Here is a 17,241-nt window from a genome sequence, read left to right on the forward strand (position 1 = left end):
TTTGTTGAGCAGGATCGACGTGAGCACTTGGTGTGGACGCTCCGCGAACGGACCGTTGTTCCAATGATTGCAGAAGGGCTGTCCCTTTAGTAGGAATATCTACTTATGGGACAGCCCCTCCTATACAATTGTATGTTACACTTACTTTTTCAACAGCATTCCTGCGGTAAACTCGGCCCACTGCGGACTGTTGAACGCCGAACACAATCCCTCTTTTTGAAACCAGGAAATATCGTCAGCCAACCGCTGTGAGGTAATTTCCACTCCACTCGCAGTGAGTTCCCGAATGAAAGCCATTGTCTTTTCAACCTCGTTAGCTTTGATATAACAATACAGACAATCCAAAGCCAGCTTAGGCTCCTCCTTGGACGCCCTCTCCAGATAAGTCCCCCAATCATACCAGCCGTCTTCACTTAAGTCTCTCTGGTTTTCAATTGGCGGGTAGGAGGAAAAGGAGGTGTATTCGTTCTCCTTCTTAAATCCAAGTCCCTCCGCGATGGCCCGGGAGCCGGCATTGGATGAGACGCACAACCATTCAACCCTGCTATACCCTTTGTCAAAACAAAGCTGTACGACCCCGGCAACAACCTTTTTGGCCAATCCCAGCTTTCTAAACGGACCATCTGTATGAATTCCTACAGCGATGGTATCTCCTGCGGAGCAGTCACTTAAGGACCAGCTGACAATTTGTTTCTCCTTACGGATATAACAGCCGCAGCCACCTTCCTCAAATCGTTCTTCACTTCCCCAGGCTTGGGCCCACTCCAAGATCCGGTCTGCATTGCCGTAGTTTTGTTGCTTCAGGTCTTTCAGGTTAACGGGCTCCATGACATAACCTTCAGGAAGCGACAACTCCGGTTGTATGAACTCCCCGCTGTTGAGGCTGTATTTATATCTTGTATACTCTCTAATGAATCTATTGGGGTGAATGGCTGGAATTTTGTCTCGCCACTCGCCCGAATCAGGGGTTACGTTATCCCAAAAATCCAGCTCTTCAGTAATTTCTTTATTAAAATCGGTGTCGCCTGCATTGCCGGCAAGCAAAATAGTCTCACTCGTCTCAATAAGCACGGCATCCGGATGTTCCGCTGAATTCACTTTTACCTCGCCCGGCATTTCTCCGTTCAGCACCGAAAATATGGACAACTCGTTCTGACTTTCCACAAGATGCCTTACCTTACCATATTCCTCTTTGTTCAAAACAATCATAGGTTAATCCTCCAGATCTGCTGTCAACTGCAATGATTACATAATATTCATTTTCAGACCCCCATCCATATTTTACAAGGGATTGTTTGGTTATAACCAATTAATCCAGCCCCCGGTGAAGGCTATCAATCTGCTTTCTGCTGAGTGACAAACCCGGAGATCGAGTTTAAATACTCGGAATTGGTCAATTTCCCGGGTGCAAAAAGAGCTGTCATCACGGTCAGCAGCTGTGAATCCGCAAGCGGTTCATTCATCATGGAGTGGTCGGCTTCCGGGATTTTGACTACTGTCAGCAGTCCGGCTGAAATCTCTTTCCGGTAGACTTGCTCTGTTTCTTCCACATCCACGTTGATATCCTTGCCCCCCAGAACAAGCAGTACCGGTGAATTAAAATAGGTTAATTCTGCGGTAGCGTCAGACTGGACGTTTTTGCTGATAAAGGTCCATCTCTCTTCCGTGATGAGATGTTCAGGATCGGCTATGCTCAAATACTCCTTGTAAGAAGCCCCGGCCTTAAGCAGGTTCAACACTTGCTGATTGTATTTTTCTTTTTGAATGATTTCCTGAGCACTTATGCCGGCCTGCTTCATTTCCTCCTTAGTATTGAATTGACCTTGAGTGATCCAGTTTATAGCCGGTGAGACGAGAATGCTGAAAGCAATATGGCGGTTCTCTCTCACTACCTTGGGTATGACCCATCCAGCTTGACTGGCCCCCCATAAACCGATGTTATCGGCATCAATCATAGACAACGTTTGTGCCCATTCTATTGCATATTGAATCTCCTGTGCCCGGTCCTCCATACTCTGATCCAGCCAATTGCCCGGAGCACCCCCGATTCCAGGCTTGTTCAGAGACAAGGAAGCATATCCGTTAGTTGCCAACACCTCCCATAAAGGCCTGTAACCTTCTTCATGATCGGCTTTAACCGGGCCGTCTCCATGGACAAAAACAACAAGCCCGACCTTTCCGGAGTACTTCTCCGGCAGCACCAAAGTTCCCGTTAAGATGCCTTGCGGCGTTTCAATCCGCACGCTCTTTTCAGTCATTTCGTAGTCATTCTGATAAAGTATAAACAGAACAGCGGCAGCGATCAGGCTGCCCATGATCCATAATGTCATTTTCATCGCTTTCTTCACGTGATGTTCACTCCCTGCATGTTGTTACACTCGTTTCCCAGATCATTAGATGCCAGGCTGGTTCCCGGAAGATTAGATGCCTGAGCACATTGTAACGGGTCCTCCTGATGTCGAATGACAGCTTGCGATAGAGCTGGATGGCTTGGGAATTGCTGCATGAAACATGCAGAGAAAGCACTTTGCACCGGGAATGTACAGCCATGTTCTTGGCATAATTCAACAGCTGTTGTCCGGCCCCCTGATTCCGCTCCTTGGAACTGACAGCAAGATGTTCAATGTAGCATTCGGTTTCATGCGGAGCATAGCCCAGCGCACCCAGTCCTGTCAGCAGCTTCAGAACCTTTACGGGGCCATACTGTCTGATCAACTGGACTATATTCACTTGGCTCTGCGGATTACTCCGGGGTTCTGAAGGCTTCCATTTTAAACAGAGCACACCGGCGATCTTGCCGTCTTTTCGGGCAACAAATTGTTTAACGGATACATCTCTGCTGTCAAAAGTCCAAAGCTTCATTAATAATTCCGTCATCTCTCGATCGCTCAAATGAACAAGGGCTTGAAATTTGCTCCGGAAAGAGTCAACCAACAGCTCGCACACCTGCTCATGATCATCCTCATGAAAAGGCTCAATCTGAAACTGGGGTGGATGCATAGTTTTCAGTCACCCTTTCCAATAAGCCCACTTTGGCTTGGATTTGATAATGCAGCTGCTCGTTGCTGAACATGGACAAATAGGACTTTTCAATCACCACCATTTGACCTTGTCGAGTATACCCATGTTCTTGTATATATTGTTCCAGCTGCAAAACCTCTTGTTCGATCTCTTCCTCTCGATGCACAGAAAAGTTCTTCAGCAGATAGTCACCTTCTTCAAGCACGTAATCGGCAGGTTCCATGGTCTGATAACATATCCTGATCACTCCGCCACCTGTTAAGTAATGCAGATCCTGTTCATACAAATCCGAAGGAGCGGGGCGGTGTTCATACAATGTTCCGGCAGTAAGCACTTGATGCTCATCAAGAGACAGCCAGTGTCTCAAATACCGGGGACCCAAAGAAACCATCACAACTTCCTGATCACGTCCCTCCATGTCCGCCTGTTCACTCAATACCTTATGAATGAATTGTTCCAGCTTAACCAATCTGTGGATTTCTTCCTGAACTTTGGTCAGTGACTGTTCAAAAACCTGCTTGTACTGACTGCTGGAGTATGAAGTGAGACATTGCTCGATCTGACTAACCGGAATATTCAGTTTGCGCAGCAGCAAAACATGGGATAGCTGATAAATCTCATCGATCCCATACATCCGGTATTGATTGTCTTCCGTAAATGCCGGGTATAGCACGCCCTTTTCTTCAAAATAACGCAGCTGATGAACCGAAACATTCATTAATTGTGATAATTGGCTAATCGTAAGGGTATCTCTCATGTGCGAACTCCTTAGTCTCGTTTTGGATATCTCCACTATAAACCTTAGGTCTGACCTAAGGTCAACCGAAACATACAAAGATATCACCCAACTCTGCGCATAACGCACATTCAACAGCAAACAGACCCCCTCCCAAAACTGGAAGACGGCCTGTTTTTGAATCTAATATTCAAAGGTTTAGATTATGGCAGATACACCTCAGAAATGCCGGTAACAAAATCATCCTTGTACATAACTTTGCATAAGGGCGAATAGTCAGAGTATTGATTGAGAAATTCAATAAATTCCTGCTTGGTTACGTCTTTATAAGAGCCCCAGTTCTCCTGGTCAAGGAGGCTATACTTCGTTTCACCAGTTACTTTCATGGGGTCTGTAAACGTATATTTGTTAAGAATATAGAAGCCGCCCGGTAAATCTTCCTCCGTAATGTTCAAATCCTTAAACCGTGCAGAATCTGCCTCAGTCAGCCACTCAATATTGTCAAAATCAAAGGATTCACTGTCCAAGCTGAAGTTCTGAACATATCCTAAAGTCGTGCTTTCCGGAGTGACGGCAAAGTCTGCTGCTGTTGCATTATAATCCACCTCAAGCTTATCCTTGGCAACCGTTGGCCCGATAAACGTTTTGATATACCGAATGGCCACCTGCTGAGGATCAAGGAGCCAGGTCTCTTCCCCCTGATCAGCTTGTGCCTGCAAACGGTCATAATATTCTGCGGGCGGGAGATCACTTTGCGGAGTATGGTAGTACTCATTGCCACGGGTATCCTTCCAGCGTTCAACGGCCCAAATTCCTTTATCCCCTGCTTGCGAGGGCTGTGATAACAGCAGCTGGCTGGTCTCCCCCAGGGTCAGTGGAAATTTGATCAGAATATGCTTCCCGCTATAGGTCTCATGAGGCAAAATCTGTTTGCCTTCGAGGAACATGCGAAGTGCGGTCTCCTGGCCGGCAATTGTACTTAAATCATATTCTGCGCTCCGGAATGAGCCTAGGTAATTTGGAGACCCCTCTTCATAGGAAAAGACCATTATCGGATCGCCCATGCTGCCCTCTTCGATAAGCATTCCGTCTTTCAGATCAAATGCCCCACTTACTTTAGCCGGATCATCAGGCTTCAGGCGATACTCCAGGTGCCAGATTTGCAAAGAAGCAGGCATCAGATTATCAAACTCTGCCAGCTTTTCAAACTTCGTGATGCTGCTGTCCACAATTTTGAACTTATTCGCCTCATTGCTGGCATAACCCGCAATTTCCTCTTTAATGAACTGCTCGGCATAATCCCGTTCAGTTAATGTGGTTTGTCTCGGATTACTCATAAGACCCACACTGACAGCAGCAATGGCAATAATAACAAGGATCACTACCCAGAACGCGGGTTTCCTGTAGTTCAAGATATTGAGAATGCGTCCTTTCGTGTTATTCTCACCAAAGGCAAGCGGTGAACCGCCTATGAACCGTCTGCCCGCCGAAAGTGCTAAAAGTGAAGTGGAATAATCCTTTTTGATGCCGCTGCCTAACTGCCGGATGACACTTTCATCACAAGACAGCTCCATATCCTCGCTCATCAGAACAAAAGCTATCCAGACCAGCGGATTAAACCAATGTATGCATAATACAGCAAATGCTAAAGGTTTGATCAGATGGTCAAGTCTTTTGATATGCACCTGTTCATGTTTCAGAATATACCCCCGCTCATGTTCTCCAAGCTCTGCCGGAAGATAAATCTTGGGCCTGATTGCCCCGAACACAAATGGGGTTGCAAGTCCTTTCATCTCATAAATATTTCCGCTGATCTGCTGTGCAGGTTTCAAGCTCCGAACTAACCGCACCGTTGCCCTAATGCTGTAGAGGAGCAGGACCGCAATCCCAAACAGCCATACATATTGGCCCACAAGCAGCCAGATATTCGTATCTGCAGCAGTACTTGTATCCACCACAGATGCAGCGGTAGCGGCAGGTTCAGCCAGCAGGTTATTTAATGCTTGCCCGCCTCCGGCTAATCCGCTTGGAATCCCGGGCGGCTGTGTGGCGATCCGCTGAAGCGGAATCTCCTGCGCTTTGGCAGGAATCAGGCTGAATACACTTTCGAAGGAGAACGGGCATATGAGCCGGAACAACACCACTGACCACAGGGCATAAGAGAAAATCTTGGGAACTTTTCTAAGCAGCAGCCGGGCCACAATCACAAACACGATGACATAGCTGCCGGTAAGACTCATACTCAAAAGTTGCAAAAACAGCGTCACCGCTATTCCTCCTTATGATCCTGAATCACTTTAAGAAACTCGTCAATCTCTGTGTCGCTCAGTTTACGGCTTCTTGTGAATGCGGCCAGAAACTTCGGCAACGATCCCTGAAAGGTCTCCTCTACAAACTGCTTGCTCTGCTGGGCATAGAAATCATCTTTGGAGATGAGCGCTGCCACCATACCCTCTTTGTTTTTAAAAATCCCTTTGCTCTCCAGACGTTTCAGCATCGTATAGGTCGTCGATTTTTTCCAGTTCAGTTCAGATTCGCACAACTTCACGAGGTCGCCCGACGGGACTGGCTCATGGCTCCAGATGAGATCCGCAAATTTAGTTTCCATCTCCGTCAGTCTGATTTTGTCCATTCTGCAGAACTCCTTTGGGTCTACAAGCTGTAGACTAATGTAGTCACAGTTTACAACTTGTAGACCGTTTTGTCTACCAGAAGTTCCACTTTTTAACACACGCTATATTTGGGACAGTTTATTTATAAGTGTTAATTCCCGGAAAATAAGCAAAGAACCCTGTTAAAATAAGGAATTATCATACCTTTTATTGGAGGGAAGCTTTTGAACACTATGCTCGCATTGGCTGAAGCAGCTTTACAGCAGTATCGCATAGAAGTGGCATCTATTCATTTTATCGGACAAAGTGCAAGCCAGGTTTTTAAAATTGTGGATACCCGCAACAACAGCTATAGCCTGCGAATTCATGCAGCAAAAAGTGAAACCATGGACAGTGATTGGACCTCACCGGAAACGCTCCGCTCGGAAATGATATGGCTAGAGGCCCTGTCGGCGGGGACAGACTTAACTGCACCTGTACCCTGCCGGAATCATCATGGCGAATTGGTGACGGATGTAGACGGAATGAAGTGTACACTTATTAAATGGCTGGAAGGGGAACAACAACAATTCATTACTACTGTGGAAGACGCTGGACGGATAGGTCAAATGATAGGAAAGTTGCATCAGCGGGCTTTCTCATGGACTGTACCTGAACAGTTCGCAAGACCGGTCTATGATGGAAAGCGGATCGGGCAAGCGCTTGATAAGCTTCACCATTGGGGCAAGGCAGGGCAAATCGAAAGAGAAAATGCTGAGCTGCTTACAGTAGCAGGCCAACGTGTGATGAACATGATGAATACCCTCGATACCACGCCAAATTATTGGGGAATCATTCATGCTGACCTGATCCCCAGCAATTTTATTTTTTATAACCAAGAATGCCGCCCTATTGATTTTGGCGCCTGTGGGTTCGGGTATTTCCTGTTTGATCTGGGGTGGACCTTCTCCTATATTCATCCGGCATTCAGGGAACAATTATTGAAATCCTACTCCGGTTATTTTATGCTGCCGCCTAATTACATTGAGCTGTTGGAGGGTTTTTTTGTAGCCGCACAGCTTGAAACCATGAATTTCTGGATAGGGCTGCCTGATGCCAAGGATTGGCTGCCGGAGCATATTCAAAGACTGGCCTCCAAAGAGTTTAAGCATTATGTTAACAAAGAACAATTCCTGTTCACATGCACACCCTATTGGGAGTAAACGCATAAAAAAAAGAAACATACGTTCCCTTTATTTAGTTCATATGGTATAATTCATCCAAATACATTAGATTCGCTTGGAGGTTAATTATGCGGGATTCAATCTTAGAGGAAAAGCTGGAGCATCCAAAAATCTACAGAAACCTGGCTAAGCTGAACAGTCTGGAAATGTTTTATCTGGATACACGTACGGAAGGTCCGGTCATTCTTTGTCTCCACGGCAGATGGGGCAGAGCAGAAACGTGGGTTGATTTCATGCAGCATTACGGCAAACAATACAGAATTATCGCCCCCGATCAAAGAGGGCACGGACTAAGCAGCAAACCTGTATCCAAGTATACGGGTGAAGAAATGGCCGGGGACATTGTTGAACTATTGGATCATCTGAAAATCGATTCGATCATTCTGGTAGGCCATTCTATGGGCGGGAGGGTAGCCGGATATCTGACAGCCATGTACCCAAATTACATACAAGCCTTAGCGATATTGGATAAATCCCCATCCGGGCCTGCCACGCCAAGCCTGCTGCCACTGGATCAGCTACCAGGTGTTGAACCTGTAACCAAGGATTGGCCGCTGCCCTTCTCCAGCCTAAACGAAGCGATGGATTATATCCGGCAGGCCATGGAATCGGAGCTTAGCTATCAATATTTCATGAACAGTCTGATCGAAACCGTCGATGGATACCAGATGATGTTCAGTCCCCAGGCGATGGCTGCCAACATTCATTACAATGTAGATTGGTATCACCTGCTGCCGGAGATCAAGTGTCCCGTTCTACTGATTAGAGCTAAGAACAGTGAGGGCCTACCGGACGAGGATTATAACAAAATGCAGTCCCTGCTAGCGAATGGTCATGCCTATGAAATGTCCCATTCCGACCATAATGTGCATCTCAGCAACAAGGAAGAGTTTTATGCCTATATGGATGGATTTTTAGGTCAACTTTAAGTAGCTGGAAACGCAAGGAGGATCAGGAAAATTCGCCGTCGGCGATCTTCTCTGATCCTCTTTTTTCAGTAGTTATAAACGATTATATAAGTTAAACTTTAGTTTTACCGAGTCGGCATAGAACGCAACTGCGGTGAATATTTGGACTTCCGGCCGCTGTTGTCCCCAGATTTCTTGATTTATACCGCCATTTGCGGTTGAAATCCGGATACAAAGGCGGTCGCTATCGCTCCTACAGTTCCAAAATTCCCCTCCGTTGCTTTAGCCTCTTGGTAGTTCTTTAGTTCAACTCATATAGCGTAGCTAAACAAACCTTACTCCTGTGTCATCCACTCTATTAATGTTTGATTAAACAGCTCCGGTTGTTCAAACATCGGATTATGTCCGCTGTGCTCGAAGATTACCTTCTTCACATGGGGGTATGTCTCGTCGATAGCCTCCCACAAGGAGACAGGCCCAACCAGATAATCATATCTTCCCAGCCCGATAAAAACCGGCATACTGACATCCTTCAGCATCTGCAGCAGATTCATCCCGGCAAATACCTCGCCCCACAAATAATCCATAACCGGCATATTTGTTTGTACCTGTTCCCACATATAGGCTGCATCGAAGGAATAGTCGTAGAAGCTCTGTGCACCCATTCGAATACACATGTGAACGAAGCGGCGTTCCGGGTCCAGCCTGATGTCGCCTTCTAGCAGAGCCATATCCTGTTCGAATCCCGTCTTTCTCTCCAGACTTGCAGTCTCATTGAAAAATGCAGCGCTCTGACTTTGCCTTTCCCGGCTGTTGCTTGGGGCTGAATTCAGCAGAATTACTTTGTGAACCTGCTCCGGATATTTCCTGGCATACGCCAGCGCCATAAAAGCATGCCCCGAATGCCCCATTATGACCATATCACTCAGGCCAAGCTGCTGCCTTGCGAGCTCGAGGTCATCCAGCACCCGGTCCAGCCGGTACTGCTCCGGCTTCAAGGCTGCAGACGGACTGGCAAAACCTCTATGATCAAGGAATATAAACTGAAATTGCGTAAATAAATCTGCCGAGAAGAGTTGCGGATAATAGACGCTGCTGCCTATAACCAATATTTTTTGCCCGGTTCCTTGTACAATATAATTCAGTTTAACACCGTCATTGCTTATCACTTGTCCTCTGTTCATCTCAAAATCATCCTCATTTCATTTGTTTTTTTGCGCATCCCTCCTTTCCCTTCCTGAACCCATGATATTTTCCATTGAGCGTTCCAGCACTCTGCTCCCCCCTTTTCCAAACGATTATATCATTCTCCTGTTGTTTACAGATGGGAGGAATTAAGTGTTTAATATTATGGAAGCTGAGAACTTTCCGGATTAAGATGAAATGAATGAGGATGCGGATTGATCACAGGGGGGAAAGTGATGGTAAAGTACATCTATAAGAACAAAGAAAGTGAAGCCAAAATGCATGATTTTTACGATAAAGCACTTGCTGCTCTAGATGTGATGTACGAAGAGCAGATCATTAACACCAGTTATGGAAGCACACATTTGCTTATCGTTGGAGATAAGTTAAAGCCGCCTTTATTTACCCTGCACGGTGGAAACGGTATTAACCCGTTGAATCTAAAGCTTTTTTTGCCACTGCTTGATAACTATTGCATTTATGCACCGGATGTAATTGGCATGCCCGGAAAAAGCACCCCTTATCGAAACCTATCCCCCTCGAAAGATGATTACGGTTGGTGGATCAGTGAGCTGCTGGAAGCCTTAAGATTTAACAGTATGATGTTCGTTGTCAGTTCATACAGCTCGGCTATGATGTTATCACTGGCCAAAGTTGATCCTGGTAAAATAACCAAGGCTGTGCTGCTCGCTCCTTCCGGTATTGCTCATGGTTCACTCCTGCCCATCTTTACAAAAATGATGATTCCTATGATGACGTATATGCTTCATCCTTCGCAAGAGCGGCTGGTTAAGATCTTCGATCCGATGCTGACGGAAAAGGATGTGCTATGGTACCAATTCTTTAATCTGCTCTTGGCCTGCTACAAGATGGAAATGCGTGCTCCGAGAGAGTTCAAACGAAAAGAACTGAATGGTTACTCTTCGCCATTACTAATTATTTGTGCAGCAGATGATATTTTTTTCCCTCCCCACAAGGTCTTCCCAAAAGCCCGGACAGTCCTTGGAGGCTGCGATATCAAGGAGATGATCATCAAGGGGAAACATTTGCCCACAGCAGAAATCATGTGTAATGTATGTAAGGAAATTGATCAGTTATTTAAAGAAGTACACGAACATCAATAAAACATTCTATTCATACCAAGAAAGGAACTCAGGGCTGTGGGGACTATTCTGATTATTGAAGATCATGAGGATATCAATCTAATGCTGGCCGAAGCATTAAAGGGTGCGGGATATCAAGTGAAATCACTTTTTACCGGCGCTGACGGATTAACAGAAATCAGGAATACTCGTTATGATTTGATTTTGCTGGACATTATGCTTCCATTCCTAAGTGGGGATGAGCTCCTTAAAGAAATCCGTGGTATTTCGGAAACACCCGTGATCATAATTTCCGCCAAGGATAAGGTGGGTACGAAGATCGACCTGCTAAAGCTGGGGGCGGATGACTATATTACTAAACCCTTTGACTTAGGCGAAGTTGTGGCACGGGTAGAATCGAATCTGCGGCGTTCACAGCAACAGCAAAAAAATCAGTTCCGGTATAAAGATCTGTCGCTGGACGACCAGACTAAACGCGTAACGGTAAATGACAGCGAAATAGATCTGACTGCCAAAGAATATATGATCCTGGAGCTGCTGCTGAAGCATCACGGCAAGGTGTTCACCAAGGCGAATCTGTACGAAACGCTCTGGCCGGATGATGATGCAGGGGATGAGCAGACGGTCAAAACTCATGTCAGCAATCTGCGCAGCAAGCTAAAAAAAGCAAATCCGGCTATAGAATACATAGAAACGGTATGGGGCCTCGGCTACCGCCTGTACAAGGAGTAAAAGCTGTTCCCGGTAGTTTCCGGCAGTTTTTCGACTGTTTTTATCCGCTTAACCTTTTCTGAACCTACCGCCTTTACACTATAGCCAGAAAGGATTGGTGGGCATGATGAACAAATATGTGCTGCGAACAAAAGGTTTGACAAAAAACTACAAAGGTGCAAATGCGCTTAAGGATCTGTCCCTAACAATGGAAGCCGGCCGGATTTACGGTTTAATCGGGCAAAACGGTGCCGGCAAATCTACATTAATGCGTATTGTGGCCGGACTCGCTTTCCCTTCCTCCGGAAGTATTGAGCTATTTGGTCAAAACGGCGAAACGGCGCTGCAGGCGGAACGGAAAAGACTGGGCTGTATGATTGAGCATCCTGCGCTAACCCCGCATATGACGGCAAAGCAAAACCTCACCTTTCATAGGATCATGCGCGGTATCCCCAGTGAGACCCTGGAAGATGAGCTGCTGGCATTGGTTGGCCTTAGCGGTACAGGAAAGAAAAAGTCCAAAAACTTCTCGCTCGGCATGAAGCAGCGGCTCGGGATTGCCATCGCTCTGCTCGGCGACCCCGAGCTGCTGATCCTCGATGAGCCGATTAACGGGCTTGATCCTTTGGGAGTGGTTGAGGTACGCAAGCTGCTGATCAAGCTGTGCGAGGAACGGCAAATGACTATCCTCATCTCCAGCCATAATCTGCCGGAGCTGTATCAAGTGGCGACCGACTATTTTATTATCCATCAAGGTGAACTCAAACAATCCATCACCCTCGCAGAGCTTGAGGAAAGTTGTAAGCATCATCTGCGGATCAGCTGTGATCAGCCGGAGAAGCTGGTCAGTATTCTGGAAATGCAGCTGCACACCGGTAACTACAAGGTTATGCCGGATCAGACGGTCAAGCTGTACGATTATTTAAATGAAAAGGAACGGGTGGCACGCACTCTCTTTGACAATAGGATCGTGGTTACTAGCCTGAGTATCGAGGGAGATACCCTTGAGGATTATTTCATTTCGGTTATTGGGGGTGACCGGAATGCCTAATCTGATCCGCGCCGATTGGTACAAGGTGCGCAAATCCAAGGCGTTTGTCCTTTCATGCTTGTTGTCATTTATAAGCGCTTTAGGAATGAATCTGATTTCCTATTGGATTGGGCAAGGCCAGATGGCTGCGGAGCTGGGTTCACTCACCTTCAGCTTATCCGATCTGTTCATTCTGACCCTTCTAGGCTCGTTCCTTGCAGGCAGCTTCATCTGCGGAGATTTCGAGCATAGAACCATACAAGATGCCATTTCATGCGGCCATAGCCGGTTTAAGGTTATGCTCAGCAAGGCAATTGTGTATTTCATAGCTACTGCCGTTCTGCTGCTTCCCTACATTGTGATCACCAGCATTGCTTTCAGTACAGGTGAAAAGTTTAGTACACCTTATGCCGCTTCGGTGTTTTTGCAAATATTGGATAACAAGTCCGGCATCCCCTTTGATGCTGAGTCCCTGCTGAAGCTGATCGCGGTCATGCTGACCCTGTTGACGGTTTATGCTGCGCGGCTGAGTATTTGCATCCTGTCTTCCTTTGTACTGAAGAAGTCTTCACTTGTTGTAGGCATCGGGTTTGGCGGTACTATGCTTCTGGATCAGTCCCTGGGTCTGGGGAACAATCTTCCGTCTGTGGCAAAATTGTTCTCCTATACTCCTTTCGCCTCTGGTTATACGGTGGTGACTCTGGATGCAAGTGCCGGGGAACTGTTCAAGGCCACAGCAGTCAGCCTGGCATTTATCGCCCTGATGCTAGCTGTCTCCTATAGCGTATTCAGAAGATCGGAAATGAAATAGCAGAAAGGCTGGTGATGATGTTGGCAATTGCAGCAGGTTTCCTGGGGTGTTGTGTAGTTATGCTCATCCTGTATATTGTTGTTCTTCAGCTGCAATTGCGCAGCATCAACCGGCAGCTGGACAAGCGGCTGGGCATACAATCACGTCAGCCGCTCAGTCTGGAGCTCATCAACCCCGAGTTGAACCGCTTAACGGCTAATATCAACAAATCCTTAAAGGTTGAAGAGAACCTGCGTCTGGACAGCATCCTGGAAGAAAAAAGATTCAAGGAGCTGATTGCGAATCTCTCGCATGATCTGCGCACACCGCTTACCGCGATTAAAGGCTATCAGCAGCTATTGGAAACGGGCAAATTGTCTGAGGATCAGCAGCGCAAACTTCAAACAGCTCAGAAACATGCCGACAAGCTGGGAGCGTTAATTGAACAGTTTTTCGAATATGCCTATTTGGAAAATGCAGAGCCGGTGCCTGACAAGGAGCGCATCCATCTGAGAAACCTCGTGACAGAATGCCTGGCGGAATCCATCACTGAATTTGAGCAAAGACATCTGGCGGTGCATCTTGTAGATGCTGCGCCAGTGTTTGCTTTTGCTGATAAGAAAATGGTCGTTCGGATGGTCCAGAACCTGATCCGCAACTGTGTCACCCACTCGGACGGAGCAGTGGAAGTGCAGATACTCACTGGTCAACAAGCGGCTATCGTCTTCAGAAATCCAGTGAAGGATGCTACTGCTATTGATATACAGCGTATATTTGAACGTTTCTATACCGCAGATCAAGCAAGAGGCGCAACTACAGGACTGGGCTTGTCCATTGTCCGGCTGCTCGCGGAACAATCGGGCGGCAGCACCAGTGCCTCCATTCAGGATGGGGTGTTAGAGATAAGAGTCGAGCTGCCTCTATATGAATCCACCTCCATTGGAAATGATAGCCGCTGAGTAAGCTCTGGGTAAAATCATCGCCGCCCAATTGACGGAATAACAAATGCAGCGGCAGGTCTTAGAAGCTAAATTCATTAAATAGCACAACAGAGCACGGCAGGCACAACCTCCGCTGCTCTGTTTTTTTGTGCCGATGAGATGATTTGCAAGGGTTGAAATTATAAGATCAACGCTGTATGATATATCTAATAGTTACATATCTAATAGATACATTATAGTCAGGAGACAAGGTTATGGCCAAATCGGGAAATACAATGTTCGCAGTTCTGGGTGTCTTAACGAAAGGAGTCTATTCCGGATATGACATCAAGAAGCATTTCAGCGGCTCGCTTCATCATTTCTGGAGTGAAAGTTACGGGCAGATTTATCCTGCTTTGAAGGAGCTTGTTGCCCAAGGATATGCGGTGGAAGCCAGCACACCCAATCAAACACGCGGCCAGAAAAAGTATCAGATTACGTCTGAAGGCATGGATCATTTCCGGGAATGGCTGTCCGCCCCCATTGGCGCCCTTAACTACCGGGATGAATTGCTGCTGAAGGTTTTTTTTGCAACCCCTCAGGATAGAGAAGTCATTAAAGATTTGTTCGAATATGAGCTGGGTGAGCTCACAAATGCCATGGAGGTTTACCGCGAACAACAGCGTGCATTAATTACACAGAAGCAATCGCCGGAAGATTTACCGATGTGGATGTTAACCTTGAACTATGGGATCCTGTCAACTGAAGCTAGACTGCAGTGGTGCAAAGAATCAATTGAATGGTTAAATCAACAGCGTTAACGAGGGAGTGAAAAAAGTGAATCAGAGTGAACTGCATAACATCCAGGGTGTAAACTTTAACATCAAAGTACAAGGAGCAGGCGAACCGCTTGTGCTGCTGCATGGCGGCTACTCCAACCTCAAGGTGTGGGATCTCCATGTGGAAAGATTGGCTCAAGCTTATCAGGTGATCCGGTATGATCAGAGAGGATATGGACAAAGCGATGCTATCACCACTCCCTTCTCCTATTATCAGGATCTGAAATCCGTTCTGGATCATCTTGGGATTACCCGTGCCAGTCTTGTCGCCTCTTCTTTTGGAGGGAGTGCTGCGATTGACTTCGCTCTGGCCTATCCGGATCGTGTCAGCAAGCTAATCCTTGTTGCCCCTTCCGTTAACGGTGCCAAGTATCCCTTGCGGCTGTCCTGGGAAGGCATGAAGGATTTTCTGAGAGTCCGCCGGGTTGGAATCGGTAAGGCTGCGGAGCATTTTATGAAGAACCGCTTCTGGCACTACATAGTTCCACAAGATCAGACGCTTCGTGCCCAGTTCAAAGAGCTTTATGTCAGTAATGAAGTCTTTTATCAAGGCAAGCCTAATTTTCATCGTCCTTTAATGCCTAAGGCCTACAGTCGCTTAAATGAAATCAGTCATCCAACACTTGTTATGGAAGCCGGGCTGGATTTACCCTTCAACAAGCAGATCTGCAGATACGTACATAAGAATATTCCAGCTTCAGAATTCGTCCAGCTGCGTCAATGCGGCCATTATCCACATCTTGAACAGCCTGCTGAATTTATAGAGTTGATTATTGAATTCTTAAATAAAGACCATATAAATTGAACTTATAATTCTTCTATTTTGGGGTTGGCCGTGACTACAGAGAATATTTGGACTTCCGGCCGCTGTTAGGTTTGGATTTCCTGAATTTAACCGCGAATCGCGGTAGAAATCCAAACCTTGCCCACGCTTCCGAAGAGAGCTTTCCTGCGGAAAGCTTTCAGGCGGACGCTATCGCTCCTCCAGTTCCAAAATTCCCCTCCGCCACTTTACCCTAAACATAATTCTCAAGTTCAATCTATATAGATGGCTCGCCCCGGCGAAAACACACAAAAAAGCCTGCGGCAAGGCGCAGGCTTTCGTTGTTTTTCTATCGCGTTCCATTACTGCGCAGTAGTGATGCTAGAGTCTCCACAAGGTAGCACAACTCGTAATACCCGCGCCTACCGACCACATAAAGAACAAGTCGCCGGGTACCAGCGTCCCATCCTTAATCGCATGGTGAAGGGTGATAAACGGACTGCTTGTGCCTGTGTAGCCATAAATATCCCCAATGTAAGGGAATTTAACGAGTTCCTCGTCCAGCTTGCCCGCGATATCTTTAATGACGCTCAAGTTTAACTGACTAAGGATATAGTGCTTCACATCACTTTTAGTATAGCCATGTTCCTGAAGCAGCTGTTCAATATTGGATACTGCTGTCGGAAAAGCTACATTGACGTTATACTCCGGATGAAGATAGATTTTCTTCTCTTCAAGCGACAGATGTTCTCCGTACATTTGTGTCATGCCTCCGGCAGGGAACTGCATATCCTCCGCCTTCTGCGTATTGGTGTAGTAAGCCGAATCTATCAGGCCGGAATCCGTGTCCTCCACTCTCTCCAACAGAACCGCACAGGCCGCATCTCCGCAAAGTCCCTTGGACGCCAGGTCCCCTTCTTTGTAGAAACGGGCAATCTGCTCCGACCCTACAATGAGTGCGTATCTCACTCTGGGAGTGGATATCATGGATCGGGCTGCTTGGTCAGCAGCGACAACCATACCTACACAGTTGGCATTGCTGTCATAGATAATGCAGGAATCTTTACCCTCCAGCGCCTGATGCACAAATGCAGCATCTGTCGGAGCGCTGAAATCATGTGTTCCTGAGGAGAATACGATCATATCCAAATCGCTTCCGCTGAGACCACAGTTTTTCAATAGCTTTTTGGATGCTTCAATAGCCATATAAAGCGTGCTCTCTTCATAGTCCGCCGCGTAATAACGATCCTTACGGCCAAAGAACTCCCAAATGCCGATAAGCTTGTCTGCTGAGGATCCGGCCTGCTGAGCCAATTCTTCATTGCTGATCTTATAGGCAGGATGGTGCACTTCGGTGCTTACTATTTTGACATTAGCCATGGTTGACCACCCTCTGCTTT

At 46.7% G+C, this 17,241-nt stretch carries 17 protein-coding genes; 9 read left to right on the forward strand and 8 right to left on the reverse strand.

Annotated elements, in window-relative coordinates; genetic code table 11:
* Window positions 1–141 precede the first annotated feature (141 nt).
* The 6 genes from ACQ76X_RS11510 to ACQ76X_RS11535 form a co-directional block, all read right to left on the reverse strand.
* Window positions 142–1,209: a GNAT family N-acetyltransferase gene (locus ACQ76X_RS11510; protein ID WP_438493885.1), complete on the reverse strand. Its 1,068-nt coding sequence runs from the start codon at window positions 1,207–1,209 to the stop codon at window positions 142–144.
* Between the two features lie 125 nt (window positions 1,210–1,334).
* On the reverse strand, window positions 1,335–2,348 hold the full coding sequence (locus tag ACQ76X_RS11515) for an alpha/beta hydrolase family protein (protein WP_438493887.1): 1,014 nt from the start codon (window positions 2,346–2,348) through the stop codon (window positions 1,335–1,337).
* 7 nt (window positions 2,349–2,355) lie between these two features.
* Window positions 2,356–3,000, reverse strand: coding sequence for a GNAT family N-acetyltransferase (locus tag ACQ76X_RS11520; protein ID WP_438493889.1), 645 nt, complete (start codon window positions 2,998–3,000; stop codon window positions 2,356–2,358).
* On the reverse strand, window positions 2,975–3,778 hold the full coding sequence (locus tag ACQ76X_RS11525; protein WP_438493891.1) for a MerR family transcriptional regulator: 804 nt from the start codon (window positions 3,776–3,778) through the stop codon (window positions 2,975–2,977). The genes ACQ76X_RS11520 and ACQ76X_RS11525 overlap by 26 nt, the downstream gene beginning before the upstream one ends.
* 182 nt (window positions 3,779–3,960) lie before the next feature.
* Window positions 3,961–6,024 (reverse strand): M56 family metallopeptidase, encoded by a 2,064-nt coding sequence (locus tag ACQ76X_RS11530; protein WP_438493892.1) that lies wholly within the window; start codon window positions 6,022–6,024, stop codon window positions 3,961–3,963.
* Between the two features lie 2 nt (window positions 6,025–6,026).
* The gene (locus ACQ76X_RS11535) at window positions 6,027–6,389 is read right to left on the reverse strand and encodes a BlaI/MecI/CopY family transcriptional regulator (protein ID WP_438493894.1); all 363 of its coding nucleotides are present in this window, start codon (window positions 6,387–6,389) and stop codon (window positions 6,027–6,029) included.
* Window positions 6,390–6,602: 213 nt separating this feature from the next.
* Between ACQ76X_RS11535 and ACQ76X_RS11540 the strand changes: the two genes are divergently transcribed.
* Together ACQ76X_RS11540 and ACQ76X_RS11545 are read left to right on the forward strand one after the other, a co-directional pair.
* Window positions 6,603–7,571, forward strand: a complete 969-nt coding sequence (locus ACQ76X_RS11540) for a phosphotransferase (protein WP_438494168.1) — start codon at window positions 6,603–6,605, stop codon at window positions 7,569–7,571.
* An 89-nt stretch (window positions 7,572–7,660) separates the two neighbouring features.
* Window positions 7,661–8,521 carry an alpha/beta fold hydrolase gene (locus ACQ76X_RS11545; protein ID WP_438493896.1) on the forward strand — a complete coding sequence of 287 codons (861 nt, stop codon included), beginning with the start codon at window positions 7,661–7,663 and terminating at the stop codon, window positions 8,519–8,521.
* Between the two features lie 314 nt (window positions 8,522–8,835).
* Here the strand turns inward: ACQ76X_RS11545 and ACQ76X_RS11550 are convergent, their stop codons facing one another.
* On the reverse strand, window positions 8,836–9,684 hold the full coding sequence (locus tag ACQ76X_RS11550) for an alpha/beta fold hydrolase (RefSeq protein ID WP_438493898.1): 849 nt from the start codon (window positions 9,682–9,684) through the stop codon (window positions 8,836–8,838).
* Window positions 9,685–9,921: 237 nt separating this feature from the next.
* On the opposite strand from ACQ76X_RS11550, the gene ACQ76X_RS11555 reads away from it, so the two are divergent.
* From ACQ76X_RS11555 to ACQ76X_RS11585, 7 genes are all read left to right on the forward strand, one after another.
* The gene (locus ACQ76X_RS11555) at window positions 9,922–10,809 is read left to right on the forward strand and encodes an alpha/beta fold hydrolase (protein ID WP_438493900.1); all 888 of its coding nucleotides are present in this window, start codon (window positions 9,922–9,924) and stop codon (window positions 10,807–10,809) included.
* 36 nt (window positions 10,810–10,845) lie between these two features.
* Window positions 10,846–11,520 (forward strand): response regulator transcription factor, encoded by a 675-nt coding sequence (locus ACQ76X_RS11560; protein WP_438493902.1) that lies wholly within the window; start codon window positions 10,846–10,848, stop codon window positions 11,518–11,520.
* Window positions 11,521–11,623: 103 nt separating this feature from the next.
* A complete protein-coding gene (locus ACQ76X_RS11565) occupies window positions 11,624–12,550 on the forward strand; it encodes an ABC transporter ATP-binding protein (protein ID WP_438493904.1) in 927 nt (308 codons plus the stop codon).
* Window positions 12,543–13,340, forward strand: a complete 798-nt coding sequence (locus tag ACQ76X_RS11570) for an ABC transporter permease subunit (RefSeq protein ID WP_438493906.1) — start codon at window positions 12,543–12,545, stop codon at window positions 13,338–13,340. Before ACQ76X_RS11565 ends, ACQ76X_RS11570 begins: the two co-directional genes overlap by 8 nt.
* 14 nt (window positions 13,341–13,354) lie before the next feature.
* Complete coding sequence (locus ACQ76X_RS11575; protein ID WP_438493908.1) at window positions 13,355–14,278, forward strand: sensor histidine kinase; 924 nt, start codon at window positions 13,355–13,357, stop codon at window positions 14,276–14,278.
* A gap of 236 nt (window positions 14,279–14,514) precedes the next feature.
* Complete coding sequence (locus tag ACQ76X_RS11580) at window positions 14,515–15,060, forward strand: PadR family transcriptional regulator (RefSeq protein WP_438493910.1); 546 nt, start codon at window positions 14,515–14,517, stop codon at window positions 15,058–15,060.
* A 16-nt stretch (window positions 15,061–15,076) separates the two neighbouring features.
* Window positions 15,077–15,883 (forward strand): alpha/beta fold hydrolase, encoded by an 807-nt coding sequence (locus ACQ76X_RS11585; protein WP_438493912.1) that lies wholly within the window; start codon window positions 15,077–15,079, stop codon window positions 15,881–15,883.
* Window positions 15,884–16,222: 339 nt separating this feature from the next.
* Here the strand turns inward: ACQ76X_RS11585 and ACQ76X_RS11590 are convergent, their stop codons facing one another.
* Window positions 16,223–17,221 (reverse strand): ketoacyl-ACP synthase III, encoded by a 999-nt coding sequence (locus tag ACQ76X_RS11590; protein WP_438493914.1) that lies wholly within the window; start codon window positions 17,219–17,221, stop codon window positions 16,223–16,225.
* Between the last annotated feature and the right edge of the window lie 20 nt (window positions 17,222–17,241).

The organism is Paenibacillus sp. IHBB 3054, assembly GCF_051594305.1.
Taxonomy (GTDB): Bacteria; Bacillota; Bacilli; order Paenibacillales; family Paenibacillaceae; genus Paenibacillus_AQ.

Coding starts and splice junctions, on each gene's coding strand:
- ACQ76X_RS11510 (WP_438493885.1), bottom strand. CDS start 1,209: ATGATTGTTTTGAACAAAGAGGAATATGGTAAGGTAAGGCATCTTGTG.
- ACQ76X_RS11520 (WP_438493889.1), bottom strand. CDS start 3,000: ATGCATCCACCCCAGTTTCAGATTGAGCCTTTTCATGAGGATGATCAT.
- ACQ76X_RS11525 (WP_438493891.1), bottom strand. CDS start 3,778: ATGAGAGATACCCTTACGATTAGCCAATTATCACAATTAATGAATGTT.
- ACQ76X_RS11535 (WP_438493894.1), bottom strand. CDS start 6,389: ATGGACAAAATCAGACTGACGGAGATGGAAACTAAATTTGCGGATCTC.
- ACQ76X_RS11540 (WP_438494168.1), top strand. CDS start 6,603: ATGCTCGCATTGGCTGAAGCAGCTTTACAGCAGTATCGCATAGAAGTG.
- ACQ76X_RS11545 (WP_438493896.1), top strand. CDS start 7,661: ATGCGGGATTCAATCTTAGAGGAAAAGCTGGAGCATCCAAAAATCTAC.
- ACQ76X_RS11550 (WP_438493898.1), bottom strand. CDS start 9,684: ATGAACAGAGGACAAGTGATAAGCAATGACGGTGTTAAACTGAATTAT.
- ACQ76X_RS11555 (WP_438493900.1), top strand. CDS start 9,922: ATGGTAAAGTACATCTATAAGAACAAAGAAAGTGAAGCCAAAATGCAT.
- ACQ76X_RS11565 (WP_438493904.1), top strand. CDS start 11,624: ATGATGAACAAATATGTGCTGCGAACAAAAGGTTTGACAAAAAACTAC.
- ACQ76X_RS11570 (WP_438493906.1), top strand. CDS start 12,543: ATGCCTAATCTGATCCGCGCCGATTGGTACAAGGTGCGCAAATCCAAG.
- ACQ76X_RS11575 (WP_438493908.1), top strand. CDS start 13,355: ATGATGTTGGCAATTGCAGCAGGTTTCCTGGGGTGTTGTGTAGTTATG.
- ACQ76X_RS11580 (WP_438493910.1), top strand. CDS start 14,515: ATGGCCAAATCGGGAAATACAATGTTCGCAGTTCTGGGTGTCTTAACG.
- ACQ76X_RS11590 (WP_438493914.1), bottom strand. CDS start 17,221: ATGGCTAATGTCAAAATAGTAAGCACCGAAGTGCACCATCCTGCCTAT.